This window comes from Sinorhizobium arboris LMG 14919 (genome assembly GCF_000427465.1).
Classification (GTDB): domain Bacteria; phylum Pseudomonadota; class Alphaproteobacteria; order Rhizobiales; family Rhizobiaceae; genus Sinorhizobium; species Sinorhizobium arboris.
In genome coordinates, this window is sequence record NZ_ATYB01000014.1 from 843,370 (window position 1) to 858,870 (window position 15,501).

Below are 15,501 nucleotides of genomic sequence, written 5' to 3' on the forward strand. Positions count from 1 at the left end.
TTCATCGCAGCCCAACAGCCGGCGTCGGTTACCGCCTTGATCAGGGGCGGCCATTGCGTGGAAACGAAAGCGAAATGCATCCTCACAGCGCTTGCCGCAGCCACGCCACATGATTATGGTGCGGCAGTTTTTTAACCGTCGATTGCGGCCAAAGCGTGAGCGTATTCTGCGCCTCCGGCCGTCAGGAGTTGTGCATGTTCAAGGGTTCCATTCCCGCACTCGTAACGCCCTTCACCGCTGCCGGCTCGGTTGATGCGGATAGTTTCGTCGCGCATGTGGAATGGCAGATAAAAGAGGGCAGCCACGGCCTCGTGCCGGTGGGCACCACGGGTGAATCCCCGACGCTTTCCCATGACGAGCACAAGAAGGTCGTGGAACTGTGCGTCGAGGCATCCGGACGGCGCGTGCCGGTTATCGCCGGCGCCGGTTCCAACAACACGATCGAGGCGGTCGAACTTGCCCAGCACGCGGAAAAGGCCGGAGCGGATGCCATTCTCGTGGTCACGCCCTATTACAACAAGCCGACGCAGAAGGGCCTCTTCGCCCATTTTGCTGCGATCGCCGAAAGCGTAAAGCTGCCGATCGTGATCTATAACATTCCGGGCCGTTCCGTCGTCGACATGAGCGTCGAAACCATGGCGGCGCTGGCGAAGGCCCATCCCACGATCATCGGCGTCAAGGATGCGACCGGCAAGATCGAGCGGGTCTCCGAACAGCGCATGGCCTGCGGCAAGGCTTTCGTGCAGCTTTCGGGAGAGGACGCGACCGCGCTCGGCTTCAATGCGCATGGCGGCGTCGGCTGCATCTCCGTGACCGCCAACGTCGCGCCGCGCCTTTGCGCCGAGTTTCAGGAGGCGACCCTTGCCGGCAACTTTGCCAAGGCCCTGGAGCTGCAGGATAAATTGATGCCGCTTCACAAGGCCATCTTCCTTGAGCCGGGCGTCTGCGGCGCTAAATATGCGTTGAACCGCCTCGGGCGAATGAGCTTTACCGTCCGCTCGCCACTACTGTCGGCGCTGGAGCCGGCCACGGCGTCGGCTATCGACGCGGCGCTCAGGCATGCAGGGCTGATGAACTGATGGCACCGAAAGGCAGCGAACGCACGGTCAAGAAGGTTGTTGCGGAAAATCGCAAGGCCCGCTTCAACTACGAGATCGTGGACACCTACGAGGCCGGTCTGGTCCTGACCGGCACGGAGGTCAAGTCGTTGCGCGAGGGAAAAGCGAATATCGCGGAATCATACGCGACCGACGAAGGCGGCGAGATCTGGCTCATCAATTCCTATCTGCCCGAATATTTGCAGGCCAACCGCTTCAATCACGAGACGCGCCGACGCCGCAAATTGCTCCTGTCGAAGAGGGAAGTGAATCGTCTGCAGGGTGCGGTCAACCGCGAGGGAATGTCGCTGATACCGCTCCGGATATACTTCAATGAGCGAGGCAGGGCGAAGCTGGAACTGGCTCTCGGCAAGGGCAAGAAGCTGCACGACAAGCGAGAGACCTCCAAGGAACGCGATTGGAACCGGCAGAAGAACAGGCTCCTCAAGGAGCGTGGCTAAGTCCTCGCCGATCGCTTGGGGTATATTGCCCTTCATCGGGCAGACGAGATCACGATGATTTTAGGAGGGTCGACCTGAGACTGTGAACGTGATCGATTCCAATGAGTTCGGGCGGAATGCGGGCGGACACCGCCCGCACTTTCCTCATCCGCTCTAAAGCTCCACGTCGTCGGCCACCGGTTCTACGGGGCGCTGAACGCGTTCTGACGGCTCGCGGCCGATTTCGCCTCTTAGGGAGGCGAGATCGATGAAGTGATCGGCCTGGCGACGCAGGTCGTCGGCGATCATCGGCGGCTGGGTCGCCATGGTGGAAACCACCGAAACCTTGCGCCCCTTGCGCTGAAGCGCTTCGACAAGCGTCGTGAAATCGCCATCGCCGGAGAAGATCACCAGATGATCAACGGATTCGGATTGCTCCATGGCATCGATGGCCAGTTCGATATCCATATTGCCCTTGATCTTGCGGCGCCCGAGCGAGTCGGTGAATTCCTTGGCCGGCTTGGTCACGACCTTGTAGCCGTTGTAGTCCAGCCAGTCGATCAACGGGCGGATCGACGAATATTCCTGGTCCTCGATCAGTGCAGTGTAGTAGTAGGCCCTGAGCAGGTAGCCACGCTTCTGGAAGGCTTTGAGCAGCTTGCGGTAGTCGATGTCGAAGCCGAGGCTCTTCGACGCAGCGTAGAGATTGGCGCCATCGATGAAAAGAGCGATTTTCTCGCGAGGATCGAACATCGTTACTTCCTTTTTCCGTACCCTACACAGTGACCGGACCAACCTCGCGGAGCGTCACGCATAAAAACGGCGGATTACATTAAACTTCGCTTATCTGCAAATAATTTAGGTCATGCCAATGCATTATTCCAACCGGGCCGCCGCGCCTATAGCTAGTTTTAGCAGTTGCTGCAGTTCATCCACATTTTCAATCTATAATTGTTGCTGGATACGCGTCTAAAAAATATCACGAGATACAGGCAACGTCTGGGACCCGCAGCGGCGATCCGCAGATGCGGCATTTTACCATGCTATGGGCGCTGACGTGAGCGGCCCGCAGGAAAAACTTGAACTTATGTTGTTTTGATTGTATCCGAACGGCTAATTCCAGAAATCGGAGCTGATGGAACCGCATGCAAGCGGACGTTCCGGTTTCGCGTTGTTAAACCTGCGGCAATGCCGCCGCACCTCTTGAGTCGTAAAGGACAGGCCATGGCCCGCGTCACCGTCGAAGACTGCATCGACAAGGTCGAAAACCGTTTCGAACTCGTCCTTCTTGCCAGCCACCGCGCACGATTGGTTTCCCAGGGTGCCCCGATCACGGTCGACCGCGACAACGACAAGAATCCGGTCGTTGCACTGCGCGAGATTGCTGAGGAGACCCTCTCGCCCGGCGATCTGAAGGAAGATCTGATCCACTCGCTGCAGAAGCATGTCGAAGTGGACGAGCCGGAACCCGATCCGGCATCTCTCGTCCAGACGGAAGCAGCCCCTGCCTTCGCTGAGGCTGCCGAAGAGGAAGACCAGCCGGAAGCGCTGACCTTCGACCGCATGTCCGAAGAAGAACTGCTGGCCGGTATCGAAGGCCTGGTTCCTCCGGAAAAGAGCGACGACTACTGAGATTCGTTCCGGAACAACCGTTCCGACGTGTTATCGAAGCGGTGCGCCACTCGTATGATTGGCGCACTTTTTTATTTGTCTGATTTCACGGAGCCGCCAGCGGATGATGCGCCAATACGAGCTCGTTGAGCGCGTGCAGAAATACAAGCCCGACGTCAACGAGGCCCTGCTGAACAAGGCCTATGTCTACGCCATGCAGAAGCACGGGCAGCAAAAGCGGGCAAGCGGCGATCCCTACATCTCACATCCGCTGGAAGTGGCGGCGATCCTGACGGAAATGCATCTCGACGAATCCACGATCGCCGTGGCGCTGCTGCACGACACGATCGAGGATACGACCGCGACGCGGCAGGAAATCGACGACCTCTTCGGCGAGGACATCGGCGCCCTGGTCGAGGGCCTCACCAAGATCAAGAAGCTCGACCTGGTCACCAAGAAGGCCAAGCAGGCGGAAAATCTCCGAAAGCTGCTGCTCGCCATTTCGGACGACGTCCGCGTGCTCCTGGTCAAGCTTGCCGATCGCCTCCACAATATGCGCACGCTCGATCATATGTCGGCGGAAAAACGCGCACGTATTTCGGAGGAGACGATGGACATCTATGCGCCCCTGGCGGGGCGCATGGGCATGCAGGACATGCGTGAGGAGCTCGAAAACCTGTCCTTCCGCCACATCAACCCGGAGGCATACGAGACCGTTACCAGGCGCCTCCAGGAACTGTCCGAGCGAAACGAGGGTCTGATCAAGAAGATCGAGGAGGAACTGAGCGAACTGCTTCAGGCCGAGGGACTGAAGGACGCACAGGTCAAGGGGCGCCAGAAGAAGCCCTATTCGGTTTTCCGCAAGATGCAGTCGAAGTCGCTCTCCTTCGAGCAGCTCTCGGACGTCTGGGGCTTCCGCATCATCGTCAACGACATCCCGTCCTGCTATCGCGCGCTCGGTATCGTGCACACGCGCTGGCGCGTCGTGCCGGGACGCTTCAAGGATTACGTCTCGACGCCGAAGCAGAACGATTACCAATCCATTCACACGACGATCATCGGCCCGTCGCGTCAGCGTATCGAACTGCAAATCCGTACGAAGCGCATGCACGAGATCGCCGAATACGGTATCGCGGCCCACGCGCTCTACAAGGATCGCGACACGGTTTCGGGCGATCTGACGCGCACTCCGACGTCGAATGCCTATTCCTGGCTGCGCCGCACGATCGAGTCGCTCGCCGAGGGCGACAATCCGGAGGAATTTCTCGAGCACACCAAGCTCGAGCTCTTCCAGGATCAGGTTTTCTGCTTCACACCGAAAGGGCAACTGATCGCGCTGCCGCGCGGGGCCACGCCGATCGATTTTGCCTATGCCGTGCATACGAACATCGGCGACACCTGCGTCGGGGCCAAGATCAACGGCCGCATCATGCCGCTCGTGACGCGGCTCAATAATGGCGACGAGGTGGAGATCATTCGCTCGGGCATTCAAGTGCCGCCGCCGGCCTGGGAAGAGATCGTCGTCACGGGCAAGGCGCGGGCGGCCATCCGTCGCGCGACCCGTGCCGCGATCCGGAAGCAATATGCCGGACTCGGCTACCGCATCCTTGAGCGGACCTTCGAACGGGCGGGCAAGACCTTTTCGCGCGAAGCCTTGAAACCGGTGCTGCATCGCCTCGGACAGAAGGATGTCGAGGACGCCATCGCCGCGGTCGGGCGGGGCGAACTCTCGTCGCTCGACGTTCTGCGCGCCGTGTTCCCCGATCACCAGGACGAGCGCGTAACCGTGAAGCCCAGCGCCGACGACGGCTGGTTCAACATGCGCAGCGCTGCGGGAATGATCTTCAAGCTGCCGGAACGGTCGAAGGAAATGGCCGCAGCGGAACAGGCGGAGGGACCGGAAGCCCTGCCGATCCGCGGGCTTTCCGGCAATGCGGAGGTTCACTTCAGCCCTGCTGGCGCCGTTCCCGGCGACCGGATCGTCGGGATCATGGACAAGGATAAAGGCATTACCATCTATCCGATCCAGTCGCCGATCCTGCAGAAGTTCGACGAGGAGCCCGAGCGTTGGATCGACGTTCGTTGGGATCTCGACGAGGCGAACAACAGCCGTTTCATGGCGCGGATTGCGGTCAGCGCCTTGAACGAACCGGGCACTCTGGCGGAGGTCGCGCAGGCCATCGCGACCACCGACGTCAATATCCGTTCGCTTTCCATGGGCCGCGTCGCCGCAGACTTCAGCGAATTGCAGTTCGATCTCGAGGTCTGGGACCTGCGTCAGCTCAACCATCTGATGGCACAGCTCAAGGAACTGCCGAGCATTTCCATGGTCAAGCGCCTGTTCGAGTAGGGCGTCGCCTTGCGCTGGCGCCGCCCCCGCAGGGGGATCGCCCTCGCATGCCCAGGGCTTCTTCCCCTATCAGTGCAAACTGCCTCCGAAATGAGCACATGGGGAGTTTCGCCGCCAAGTCATGCGCAGCGCGCATGGCTGCCGCCGGATCGTGAGGCTGGTGGCCATGCGGCCGCTCAACTATCTTTGCGTCGGGAGGTGAACGAAGAGGTTTACCATGTTCAAGCAGTTGAAGAAGATCACCCGTGCATTGCACATACCCACTGTCGAAGAGCGCGAGGTCGCCTATCTGAACGGCTCCGTCGACCGCATCGACCTGGAATACCGTCAGCGTCAGATCGACCGCGGCCTTTTCCGGAAGGGCTTCTGACCGCGAATGCGGCGCGCCGGAAAGGCGCGCCATGGCTGCCGCGCCGACGATGGCCAGAGCTATGCGTTTTTCGGATGGCTCACTTGCCCGATCTTGCAGTCTGACGCCGTCACAGCGCTGCCTCTCTTGCCAGGCGCAGCTACGTAGTTTTCTAAGCTAAGCACGTCGTACGGATAATCGCTGCGCATGTCTGCTGGACGTGCTCCAGCCCTGGCTGCATGTTTTTGTCCTTTGATCCGACAGGATCGAAGGAAATATGCAGTAGCTTGCACATGGAGTGCGTCGCGCCTATCTTGCGGCATCAAAAGGCGGGGCGGGTCCGTCTTGTGCCGGCGGGCAGCTTTGAGTGCGATCATAACGGCATAATGTTATTCAGGCGCAGAAAACCGGTCACACCATTCGAGAGGCTTGGCGCTTTCTTCTGGCCGCGCAAAGGGTTCATGCGCGCTCCGCGTTATATCGTCCTTCGCATTCTCCGTCTGAACTCGTCTCCGCACTCGATCGCCGTCGGGGTAGCGGCCGGCGCTGCATCGTCCCTAACGCCGTTCTTCGGCCTGCATATCGTTCTCGCCGTTCTTCTCGCATCGGTCTTTTCAGGAAATCTGGTCGCGGCTGCGATCACGACCTTGGTTGCCAATCCCGTTACCATTCCGGTCATCCTGACGGCTTCCTACGAGGTCGGCACGATGCTCACGCAGCCGCAAGGCGCCCGGGTGATGGGCGGTCAAGAGATCATGCGGATGGTAGAGCATTTCGATCTCGCCAGCTTATGGGGCCCGGTCTTCAAGCCGATGCTCATAGGCTCGCTTCCCCTTGCGGCGGCGGGCGCCATGATATTCTACCCGCTTGCGTTTCAGACGGCGCGCCTCTTTCAGGAGCGGCGCCGGCAGGTCCGCTCGCACAAATTCGGACATCCGACATGATCATTGGAATCGGCAGCGATCTCATCGACATCAGGCGCATCGAAAATTCGCTCCAGCGCTTCGGCGAGCGTTTCGTCAACCGGTGCTTCACCGATATCGAGATCGCCAAATCAGACGGCCGCAAGAACCGTGCGGCATCCTATGCCAAGCGTTTCGCGGCCAAGGAGGCCTGTTCAAAGGCGCTGGGCACCGGCCTGGCGCAGGGCGTGTTCTGGAAAGAGATGGGCGTGGTGAACTTGCCCGGTGGGAAACCGACGATGCAGTTGACGGGCGGCGCGGCCGCGCGTCTTCAGGAAATGCTGCCGGTAGGCCACCGCGCCGCCATCCATCTGACGATCACCGACGACTTCCCGCTTGCGCAAGCTTTCGTGATTATCGAGGCGCTCCCGGTTGCCCCCGCGGAGGGAACGGTTTAGAGCACTTGCCGAAAGACCGCGGTCGCTTGAAGCACGGATTTCCCGCGACATATAGCAGTTGCGGGTGACGTGCGACCCGGGTTCGGGCGCAAACGAAGGTTGAAGCGTTAGGCTCGGGTATCCCGGGCAGGATGACAAGGAAGACTGAGCGTGGCAGAAAAGACAGAAGCGAAGCAGAGCGGTCTCTGGGAAAACGTCAAGGTTATTATCCAGGCGCTGCTCCTGGCCGTGGTCATCCGCACCGTCTTCTTCCAGCCCTTCACGATTCCGTCCGGATCGATGATGCCGACGCTCCTTGTCGGCGACTACATCTTCGTCAACAAGTTCGCCTACGGCTATTCGAAATACTCGCTGCCCTTTTCGCCGGATCTTTTCAGCGGCAGGATCTTTGCGAGCGAACCGGAGCGGGGCGACATCGTGGTCTTCCGCTTCCCGCCCAATCCGGACATCGACTACATCAAGCGCCTCGTCGGTCTGCCGGGCGACCGCATCCAGGTCAGGAACAGCGTTCTCTACGTCAACGACAAGCCGGTCGAGCGGGTGCCGGACGGCACCTTCCGGGCGGACGACCAGTACGACACAGGCGGAGATGTTCCAGTCTATCGTGAGACGATGGACAACGGCATGTCCTACGACACGCTCGATCAGTTCCCCGATTCGCGCGGTGATAACACCCGTGAATTCATCGTCCCGGAAGGCCATTATTTCATGATGGGCGACAACCGGGACAATTCCGCCGACAGCCGTTTCGATGTGGGCTTCGTGCCGGCCGAAAACCTGGTCGGCCGCGCCAGCCTGATTTTCTTCTCGCTCGGCAACGACACGTCGTTCCGGCAGGTTTGGAAGTGGCCGGCGAATCTGCGTTACGATCGCTTGTTCAAGGTGGTCCACTGATGAAGGCCCGCTCGTTGAACGTGGAGGATCGGGCGCGGCTGGAGGCCGCGATCGGTTACCAGTTCTCCGAGAAGGAGCGCCTCGACAGGGCGCTGACGCATTCGAGCGCGCGCAGCGGCCGTGCAATCAACTATCAGCGGCTCGAATTCCTGGGGGACCGGGTCCTCGGGCTCTGCGTCGCCGAACTTCTGTTCCAGACCTTCACCGATGCCAACGAAGGCGAGCTCTCGGTCCGCCTGAACCAGCTCGTCAGTGCGGAAAGCTGCGCGAAGGTGGCGGATGAACTCTCGCTGCACGAATTCATCCGAACCGGCTCGGACGTGAAGAGGATCACGGGCAAGCACATGATGAATGTGCGCGCCGATGTGGTAGAGTCGCTGATTGCGGCGATCTATCTCGATGGCGGTCTGGAGCCGGCGCGCCGCTTCGTGCTCGAGCATTGGACGCATCGGGCTGCGAGCGCAGACGGCGCCAGGCGGGATGCAAAGACGGAACTGCAGGAATGGGCGCATGCCAGGTTTGGGGTTGCGCCCAAATACAGGACGGATGACCGTTCCGGCCCCGATCACGATCCGCGCTTTACCGTGACGGTGGAGGTCGACGGGATCGCGCCGGAAACGGGGGTTGATCGTTCCAAGCGTGGGGCAGAGCAGGTCGCCGCCATGAAATTGCTGGAACGCGAAGGTGTGTGGCAGAAGCGCTCTGCCGGAAATTGACGGATATCATGACGGATACTCAAAAGGACACGGCCGCCGGCGCGGTGCCGACGCGCTCGGGCTTCGTGGCTCTGATCGGAGCGACGAATGCCGGCAAGTCGACATTGGTCAATCGCCTTGTCGGCGCGAAAGTGTCGATCGTCAGCCACAAGGTGCAGACGACGCGGGCGATCATCCGCGGCATTGCGATTCACGACAATGCGCAGATCGTCTTCATGGACACTCCCGGCATCTTCAAGCCGCGGCGCCGGCTCGACCGCGCCATGGTCACCACAGCCTGGGGCGGTGCCAAGGACGCCGATCTCATCATGCTGCTGATCGACAGCGAGCGCGGGATCAAGGGTGACGCGGAAGCCATCCTGGACGGTCTGAAGGAGGTGCATCAGCCGAAGATCCTCGTCCTCAACAAGGTCGACCGGGTTCGCCCCGAGGATTTGCTGAAGCTCGCGGCCGCTGCCAACGAGGCGGTTGCATTCGAGCGCACCTTCATGGTCTCCGCGCTGACGGGTTCCGGCTGCGACGACGTCATGGATTATCTGGCCGAGACGCTGCCGGAAGGCCCGTGGTACTATCCGGAAGATCAGATCTCCGATCTGCCGATGCGCCAGCTCGCTGCCGAGATCACCCGCGAGAAGCTCTTCCTGAGGCTGCATCAGGAGCTTCCCTATGCATCTCACGTGGAGACGGAGAAGTGGGAGGAGCGCAAGGACGGATCCGTGCGCATCGAGCAGGTGATCTACGTGGAGCGTGACAGCCAGAAGAAGATCGCCCTCGGCAAGGGCGGCGAGGCGATCAAGGCGATTTCGACCGCCGCGCGCAAGGAGATCTCGGAAATCCTGGAGCAGCCGGTGCACCTCTTCCTGTTCGTCAAGGTGCGTGAGAACTGGGGCGACGATCCGGAGCGCTTCCGCGAAATGGGGCTCGATTTTCCACGGTAATGGAGCGGCTCAGATGCTCTTCAATGTCACGCGGCGTTCGAGGTCCGCGGCCGGCTCCTTGCGCTCGCTGTATCGGTCGGTCAGGTAAGCGGAGCAGTCACGCGTCAGAAGCGTGAATTTCACCAGTTCCTCCATGACGTCGACGACCCGGTCGTAATAGCTCGACGGCTTCATACGGCCGCTGGCGTCGAATTCCTGGAACGCTTTGGCGACCGAAGACTGGTTGGGAATGGTGATCATGCGCATCCAACGGCCGAGAATGCGCATCTGGTTCACCGCGTTGAAGCTCTGCGAGCCTCCCGAAACCTGCATCACCGCTAGCGTCTTGCCTTGCGTCGGCCGGATCGAGCCGGCCGAAAGCGGGATCCAGTCGATCTGAGCTTTCATGATCCCGGTCATCGCGCCGTGCCGCTCCGGGCTCACCCACACCTGGCCTTCTGACCAGATCGATAATTCGCGCAGCTCCTGCACCTTGGGGTGGCTCACCGGTGCCGCGTCGGGGAGCGGCAGACCGGACGGGTCGAACATCTTCAGTTCCGCGCCGAAAAATTCGAGCAGGCGCCGGGCCTCCTCGGCCAGGAGGCGGCTGTAGGACACCGCCCGCAGTGATCCGTAGAGGATCAGGATGCGCGGCCCGTGGGTCGAAGCAGCCGGGCGCAGCGCGCCGCTGTCCGGCAGCCGCAGCTGTTGCAGATTCGCGGCGGGCAGGTCGTGTCTGGAGTCGTCGTCAGACAATGCGCTTGCCCCCGGCGTCGAGGACGGCTTCGCCGTCTTCCTTGGAAAACGGGCCTTTGTGGGTGTCGGGCAGAATGTCGAGTACGAGCTCGGAGGGCCGGCAGAGAAGCGTGCCGAGCGGCGTCACGACGAAGGGGCGATTGATGAGGATCGGATGCGCGAGCATTGCGTCGAGCAGTTCCTCGTCGGTGCGCGACGGATCGTCCAGGCCGAGCTCGTTAAAAGGCGTGCCCTTTTCACGAACAGCCTCGCGCACCGTCAGCCCGGCGGCGGCTATCAGCGTCTGAAGCTCGGAACGTGAAGGGGGCGTCTTCAGGTATTCGACGACGGTCGGCTCGATGCCAGCATTACGTATCATGGCCAGCGTGTTGCGCGAGGTGCCGCAAGCCGGATTGTGGTAGATGGTGACGTTCATGATGCGGTCTCCTGGGAAGGGTGGCTGATCACGACGATTTCAGGTCGGACAGACCTGATCCTGAACGCGATCGATTCTGATGGTCGAGACGCGGGAGTGGGGCGGAATCCGCACAGATTTTCCTCATCCCGCTCCGGTCATGGGGCGGGCCGGCTGGAAGAGCCATCGCATCAGCGCGAGCGCGCAAACGGCCCCGAACAGTTCGGCGAGTACGAATCCCGGCAGGTCGCCCGGGCGGATCCCGGAAAAGGTGTTTGTGAATGAGCGCGCCAGTGCCACGGCGGGGTTGGCGAAGGACGTGGATGCGGTGAACCAGTAGGCGGCCGTGATGTAGAGGCCCACGAGCCACGGCACGGCCTCACGACGAAACCGTATACCGGCAAGTATGGCGGCGACGAGCCCGAAGGCCGCGACCGCCTCCGAAAGCCATTGCGCCGGACCGGTGCGCACCTTCGCGGATATGTCGAGCGGTGAAAGGTCGAACATCAGGTGGGCGAGGGCAGTCCCGGCAACGGCGCCGCCCACTTGCGCTACGACATAAGCGCTGCACTCCCGCCGCGTGAGACTGCCGGAGAGCGCGAAGACAAGCGAGACTGCCGGGTTGAAATGCGCCCCGGACAGCGGGCCTAACATCGTGATCAGCACGACCAGGATCGCGCCCGTGGCGATGGTGTTGGCAACGAGCGCCAAGGCGTCGTCGGCTGTCAGCGCGTCGGCCATGATCCCCGATCCGACGACCGCCGCGACGAGAATACCGGTGCCGAGCGCCTCTGCGATGCAGCGTCGTGTCAGATCGAACTCCTGCATCAAATCTTCCGATCCGTGGCTTCGTCGTCCATCTTGCCGATCTCGGAGAGATGGCTGTGCAACGACATGCGGTCTATCGAGGCAAGCGGCAGGCTGAGGAAAGCCATGATCCTGTTCTTGAGAAATCGCGCGGCCTCAGCGAAGGCCCTTTCCTTTTCGAACTCGCTGCCCTCAACGGCGGCGGGATCGGCCACACCCCAGTGCGCGGTCATGGGATGGCCCGGCCAGACGGGGCAGGCCTCTCCTGCGGCGCTGTCGCAAACGGTGAAGATGAAGTCCATCTCCGGTGCACCGGGCGCGGAGAACACCTCCCAGCCCTTTGAGCTGAAGCCCTCGGCCGGATAGCCGATGTTTTGCAGCTCCCGAAGCGCGAGCGGATGCACCGTCCCCTTGGGATTGCTGCCGGCCGAAAAGGCGCGGAACCTGCCCTTGCCTTCAGCGTTCATGATCGCCTCGGCGAGGATTGAACGCGCCGAGTTGCCGGTGCAAAGAAAGAGCACATTATAGATGGGTTCAGGCACGGCTTTCCTCCCTTGGCGAACAGCAGGGTGCGAGATCTGCGACGAGCGGCGCGCAAACGTCCGGGTGGCCGGCACAGCAATCCTTGAGCAGAAAGCTCACGACGCGGCGCAATCCATCGAGGTCGGCGCGGTAGATGATCGACCGGCTCTGCCGCCGAGTGGTCACCAGTCCCGCGCGCTGCAGCTGCGCGAGATGGGTCGACATGGTGTTGTGTGGAACGTTCAGAAGCCGCGCGACCTCGCCTGCCGGGAGTCCGTCCGGTTCATGCTTGACCAGGAATCGGAACGCGTCGAGCCGCGTCGGCTGGGCGAGAGCGGCGAAGGCCGCGATGGTGTCGTGTGCGTCCATATGTCGAGATATATCGACATATGGTAATCAGCGCAAGCGAAAGCTTGCCCGGGTCTCGACTACTGGCGATTAGCCTGATCGGTCGCTGCCGCGGGACGCTTGCCGAGAAGGGGGGCGATTGTTTCCGCCCTGTTGGTCCAGACATAGCCGGCAAAGCCCTCGGGAACGGAGGCGAGATCATCGGCGCTGTCGATGCCCGAGGTGAAATCGCCGCCGCTATAAGGGCCAAGCAGGATGATTTCGCTGCCGGCGGCCTGCATGCGGGCCGCGAACCGGTCGGGCCATCCCCACAGAAATGGTGCGTAATTGCTGGAAACCATGATCAGCGTGTCGCGGCAGGCGTCCGGTACGATGCCGGTCCAGCCATAGGCGGCATATCGGCCAAGGCAGGCGCGCGTGGACTGTCGATCATAGCCTCTAAGCCCCGGAACCAGCCGGAGTGTTTCCTGCGTCGGTGCAGTGCCGCCATAGACGCCGAATACCTGTTTGCGCCACTCCGGATGAAACCGGAGGAGCACGGCCAGGGTAGCGCCTTCCTCCCGCCGCTCGCTCTTGAAATTGATCAGGAAGCGGCCCTCAGGCAGGGCCTTGAAGACCTCCGTCAGCGTCGGCATCTGGCCGGCCCCCTGGCCGCGGAACGGGAAGGACTTGCCGCCGTCGGCCGTATAGCCATAGCCGATGTCCAGCGTCTTCAGCTCGGACATCGGCGTTTCTTCGGTCACGCCTCTCCCATCCGTCCGGCAGTCGAGCGTCCAGTCGTGAAAAACGGCGAACTGTCTGTCGGGCGTCAGATGGACATCGAGCTCGACGACGTCGGCGCCCATCTCCATCGCCGCGCGCATCGAGTCGATGGTGTTTTCGAGATAGCTGTGACGCGGGGCTTCGATGCGCTCGGCGGTGCAGGTCTCATTGTCGAGACCTTTCGAGTCGAAAACCTGGTGGATGCCGCGATGGGCGAGGATCTTTGCATTGCCGGAGGGAGGCGGCGCCAAAAGCGACGTATTGAGAAGCCAGACGATGGCGACGACGACAAGCGCAATCGCGGCGATCTTCTTCATCGTGTATCCTCCTCTCGCGTCGGGCTTGCCGCGATAATGTGGCGTGACGATGTTACCGGCCGGTGTGCAAAGTGTTACACGGATTGGCATCGCCCTGTCACCCCCGGCCGCGCGCTCGGACCCGCGCACCTGCGGGCACCCGGGAGCGCGCCGTCTGCACCCGCTGCGGATGGGCTTCAGTCAGTGAATTCGAACTTACTAAGGAAATAAATCTTTGAGGGGCCACAAAAAAGCCCCATTGAATAACCGCCGAACACGGCTAAGTTAATGGAAGTTCTGATGGATAGGAGCCCGATGGGCTGGCCTGACGAATTGCCGCAGACGGTCCCGCCTCGTTTCGCGAGGACCCGGCGGAAACCGTCAGGTCGTGCTCGAGCCGGTTTCTCGCCGCTTCCGGACGTGGCTGCGCGCTTCCAAGCATCGCCGCCCGTCTCTGCCCCGAAGCCGACCAGCCGCTCACCCGCTCCACCCCGTGAAGGAACCGATGGTCCGTTTAGGTCTGAGCTGAGGTAGGATATGAATGCGGGATTGTTGAAGCTACTTCGCCGGCTTGTCCAGAAAGGCAAGCTTACGGTCGTTTTCTCGTCGGGTGAAAAGGTGGTTCTGGGCGATGGTACCGGCAAGCCCGCGGCCATTCGTTTCGTTGATGCCGGAGCGGAAAAAGCCGTCCTCTACGATCCAGGACTGAAATTCGGTGAAATGTACATGGACGGTCGCGTTCTTGTGGAGGAGGGCGACATCTTCGACGTGCTGTCCATCGTCAAGAGCAATGATCTCGACAAGGCGGCAACCTTTACCAATTCGATCGTCGCGCTGGGTCATATATTGCGCCAGCAGATGAAGAGCCGGCTGCCGGTCAACCGCAACCGTTACAACGTCGCCCATCATTACGATCTGGACGGCAAGCTCTTCAATCTCTTCCTCGATGAGGACTGGCAATATTCCTGCGCCTATTTCCATCCGCCGGGCATCTCGCTGGACGAGGCGCAGCGCGCCAAGAAGAGGCACATAGCGGCAAAGCTTTTGCTCGAACCCGGTCAGAAAGTCCTGGAGGTGGGTTCCGGCTGGGGCGGCATGGCGATGTATCTCGCCGAATCGTCGGGGGTCGAAGTTACGGGCATCACACTCAGCGAAGAGCAGTTGAAGGTTTCGCGTGAGCGTGCGGCAAGGCGCGGGCTTTCCGACCGGGTGCGGTTCGAGCTGCAGGACTATCGCACCATGCAGGGAAGGCAATTCGACCGCATCGTTTCCGTAGGCATGTTCGAGCATGTCGGCATCGGCAATTACGGCAATTTCTTCCGCAAGATGAAAGAACTGCTGAAGCCCGACGGAGTGATGCTGCTGCATTCGATCGGCCAGATCTACAAGCCCTGGGCGACCAACCCGTGGATCGAGAAATACATCTTCCCCGGCGGCTATATTCCAGCCCTTTCTGAGGTGTTGCCCTCGGTGGAGAGCAATCGCCTGCTCGTCAAGGACATCGAAATCCTGCCGCTGCATTACGCATGGACGCTGAGGGCCTGGCGCGAGCGTTTCGTGGCGCAGCGGGAGGAGGCGGTCAGGCTCTATGACGAACGCTTTTTCCGCATGTGGGAGTTCTATCTCGCCGCCTCGGAGACGGCCTTCCTCTACGACAAGCACTTCATCTTCCAGCTCCAGCTGTCGCCGTCTCTCGCGACGGTGCCGGTGTCGCGCGACTACATCGCCATCAGGGAGCGCGAATTGCTGGAGTTCGAAAAGACCCGCGAACGGCTGGAACTCGTTGCGGTTTAGTGCAGGGGAGCATTACGCTCTGGGCCCATTTCGTCCCTTGTCCGCTTGCCGGTCTTCTACCGCAGGCGGGACGAAAGGGAGTCTCGGC

The 15,501-nt window shown here is 61.2% G+C and carries 18 protein-coding genes; 11 read left to right on the forward strand and 7 right to left on the reverse strand.

What is annotated here, in order from left to right; translation table 11 throughout:
* The first annotated feature begins 194 nt into the window (after positions 1–194).
* Positions 195–1,079 (forward strand): 4-hydroxy-tetrahydrodipicolinate synthase, encoded by an 885-nt coding sequence (gene dapA, locus SINAR_RS0115090; protein WP_027999878.1) that lies wholly within the window; start codon positions 195–197, stop codon positions 1,077–1,079.
* Complete coding sequence (gene smpB / locus SINAR_RS0115095) at positions 1,079–1,558, forward strand: SsrA-binding protein SmpB (protein ID WP_003527297.1); 480 nt, start codon at positions 1,079–1,081, stop codon at positions 1,556–1,558. Before dapA ends, smpB begins: the two co-directional genes overlap by 1 nt.
* 153 nt (positions 1,559–1,711) lie before the next feature.
* On the opposite strand, the gene SINAR_RS0115100 is transcribed toward smpB, so the two are convergent.
* Positions 1,712–2,290, reverse strand: a complete 579-nt coding sequence (locus SINAR_RS0115100; protein ID WP_027999879.1) for a LabA-like NYN domain-containing protein — start codon at positions 2,288–2,290, stop codon at positions 1,712–1,714.
* Positions 2,291–2,761: 471 nt separating this feature from the next.
* Here SINAR_RS0115100 and rpoZ point away from each other — a divergent pair, with 471 nt between their 5' ends.
* The 8 genes from rpoZ (at position 2,762) to era (ending at position 9,755) form a co-directional block, all read left to right on the forward strand.
* Positions 2,762–3,169 (forward strand): DNA-directed RNA polymerase subunit omega, encoded by a 408-nt coding sequence (gene rpoZ, locus SINAR_RS0115105; protein WP_027999880.1) that lies wholly within the window; start codon positions 2,762–2,764, stop codon positions 3,167–3,169.
* A 103-nt stretch (positions 3,170–3,272) separates the two neighbouring features.
* Positions 3,273–5,498 (forward strand): RelA/SpoT family protein, encoded by a 2,226-nt coding sequence (locus SINAR_RS0115110; protein WP_027999881.1) that lies wholly within the window; start codon positions 3,273–3,275, stop codon positions 5,496–5,498.
* A gap of 217 nt (positions 5,499–5,715) precedes the next feature.
* A complete protein-coding gene (locus SINAR_RS1000000135415) occupies positions 5,716–5,868 on the forward strand; it encodes a DUF3563 family protein (protein ID WP_084617443.1) in 153 nt (50 codons plus the stop codon).
* 440 nt (positions 5,869–6,308) lie between these two features.
* A complete protein-coding gene (locus tag SINAR_RS0115120; RefSeq protein WP_419761328.1) occupies positions 6,309–6,791 on the forward strand; it encodes a DUF2062 domain-containing protein in 483 nt (160 codons plus the stop codon).
* Positions 6,788–7,207, forward strand: a complete 420-nt coding sequence (gene acpS / locus SINAR_RS0115125) for a holo-ACP synthase (RefSeq protein WP_027999883.1) — start codon at positions 6,788–6,790, stop codon at positions 7,205–7,207. Before SINAR_RS0115120 ends, acpS begins: the two co-directional genes overlap by 4 nt.
* A 150-nt stretch (positions 7,208–7,357) precedes the next feature.
* Positions 7,358–8,101 carry a signal peptidase I gene (gene lepB, locus SINAR_RS0115130; protein WP_027999884.1) on the forward strand — a complete coding sequence of 248 codons (744 nt, stop codon included), beginning with the start codon at positions 7,358–7,360 and terminating at the stop codon, positions 8,099–8,101.
* Positions 8,101–8,817, forward strand: coding sequence for a ribonuclease III (gene rnc, locus SINAR_RS0115135; protein ID WP_084617445.1), 717 nt, complete (start codon positions 8,101–8,103; stop codon positions 8,815–8,817). The genes lepB and rnc overlap by 1 nt, the downstream gene beginning before the upstream one ends.
* Positions 8,818–8,825: 8 nt before the next feature.
* The gene (gene era, locus SINAR_RS0115140; RefSeq protein WP_027999886.1) at positions 8,826–9,755 is read left to right on the forward strand and encodes a GTPase Era; all 930 of its coding nucleotides are present in this window, start codon (positions 8,826–8,828) and stop codon (positions 9,753–9,755) included.
* Positions 9,756–9,764: 9 nt separating this feature from the next.
* Here the strand turns inward: era and arsH are convergent, their stop codons facing one another.
* From arsH to SINAR_RS0115170, 6 genes are all read right to left on the reverse strand, one after another.
* Positions 9,765–10,490 (reverse strand): arsenical resistance protein ArsH, encoded by a 726-nt coding sequence (gene arsH, locus SINAR_RS0115145; protein WP_027999887.1) that lies wholly within the window; start codon positions 10,488–10,490, stop codon positions 9,765–9,767.
* On the reverse strand, positions 10,483–10,905 hold the full coding sequence (gene arsC / locus SINAR_RS0115150) for an arsenate reductase (glutaredoxin) (protein WP_027999888.1): 423 nt from the start codon (positions 10,903–10,905) through the stop codon (positions 10,483–10,485). The genes arsH and arsC overlap by 8 nt, the downstream gene beginning before the upstream one ends.
* A 123-nt stretch (positions 10,906–11,028) precedes the next feature.
* Positions 11,029–11,712 (reverse strand): aquaglyceroporin AqpS, encoded by a 684-nt coding sequence (gene aqpS, locus SINAR_RS0115155; protein WP_027999889.1) that lies wholly within the window; start codon positions 11,710–11,712, stop codon positions 11,029–11,031.
* Positions 11,712–12,233, reverse strand: a complete 522-nt coding sequence (locus SINAR_RS0115160; protein WP_027999890.1) for an arsenate reductase ArsC — start codon at positions 12,231–12,233, stop codon at positions 11,712–11,714. The genes aqpS and SINAR_RS0115160 overlap by 1 nt, the downstream gene beginning before the upstream one ends.
* Complete coding sequence (locus SINAR_RS0115165) at positions 12,226–12,582, reverse strand: ArsR/SmtB family transcription factor (RefSeq protein ID WP_027999891.1); 357 nt, start codon at positions 12,580–12,582, stop codon at positions 12,226–12,228. Before SINAR_RS0115165 ends, SINAR_RS0115160 begins: the two co-directional genes overlap by 8 nt.
* Before the next feature lie 59 nt (positions 12,583–12,641).
* A complete protein-coding gene (locus SINAR_RS0115170) occupies positions 12,642–13,640 on the reverse strand; it encodes a glycerophosphodiester phosphodiesterase family protein (RefSeq protein WP_027999892.1) in 999 nt (332 codons plus the stop codon).
* A 516-nt stretch (positions 13,641–14,156) separates the two neighbouring features.
* On the opposite strand from SINAR_RS0115170, the gene cfa2 reads away from it, so the two are divergent.
* Positions 14,157–15,413, forward strand: coding sequence for a cyclopropane-fatty-acyl-phospholipid synthase (cfa2, locus tag SINAR_RS0115175; RefSeq protein WP_027999893.1), 1,257 nt, complete (start codon positions 14,157–14,159; stop codon positions 15,411–15,413).
* The last annotated feature ends 88 nt before the right edge of the window (positions 15,414–15,501 follow it).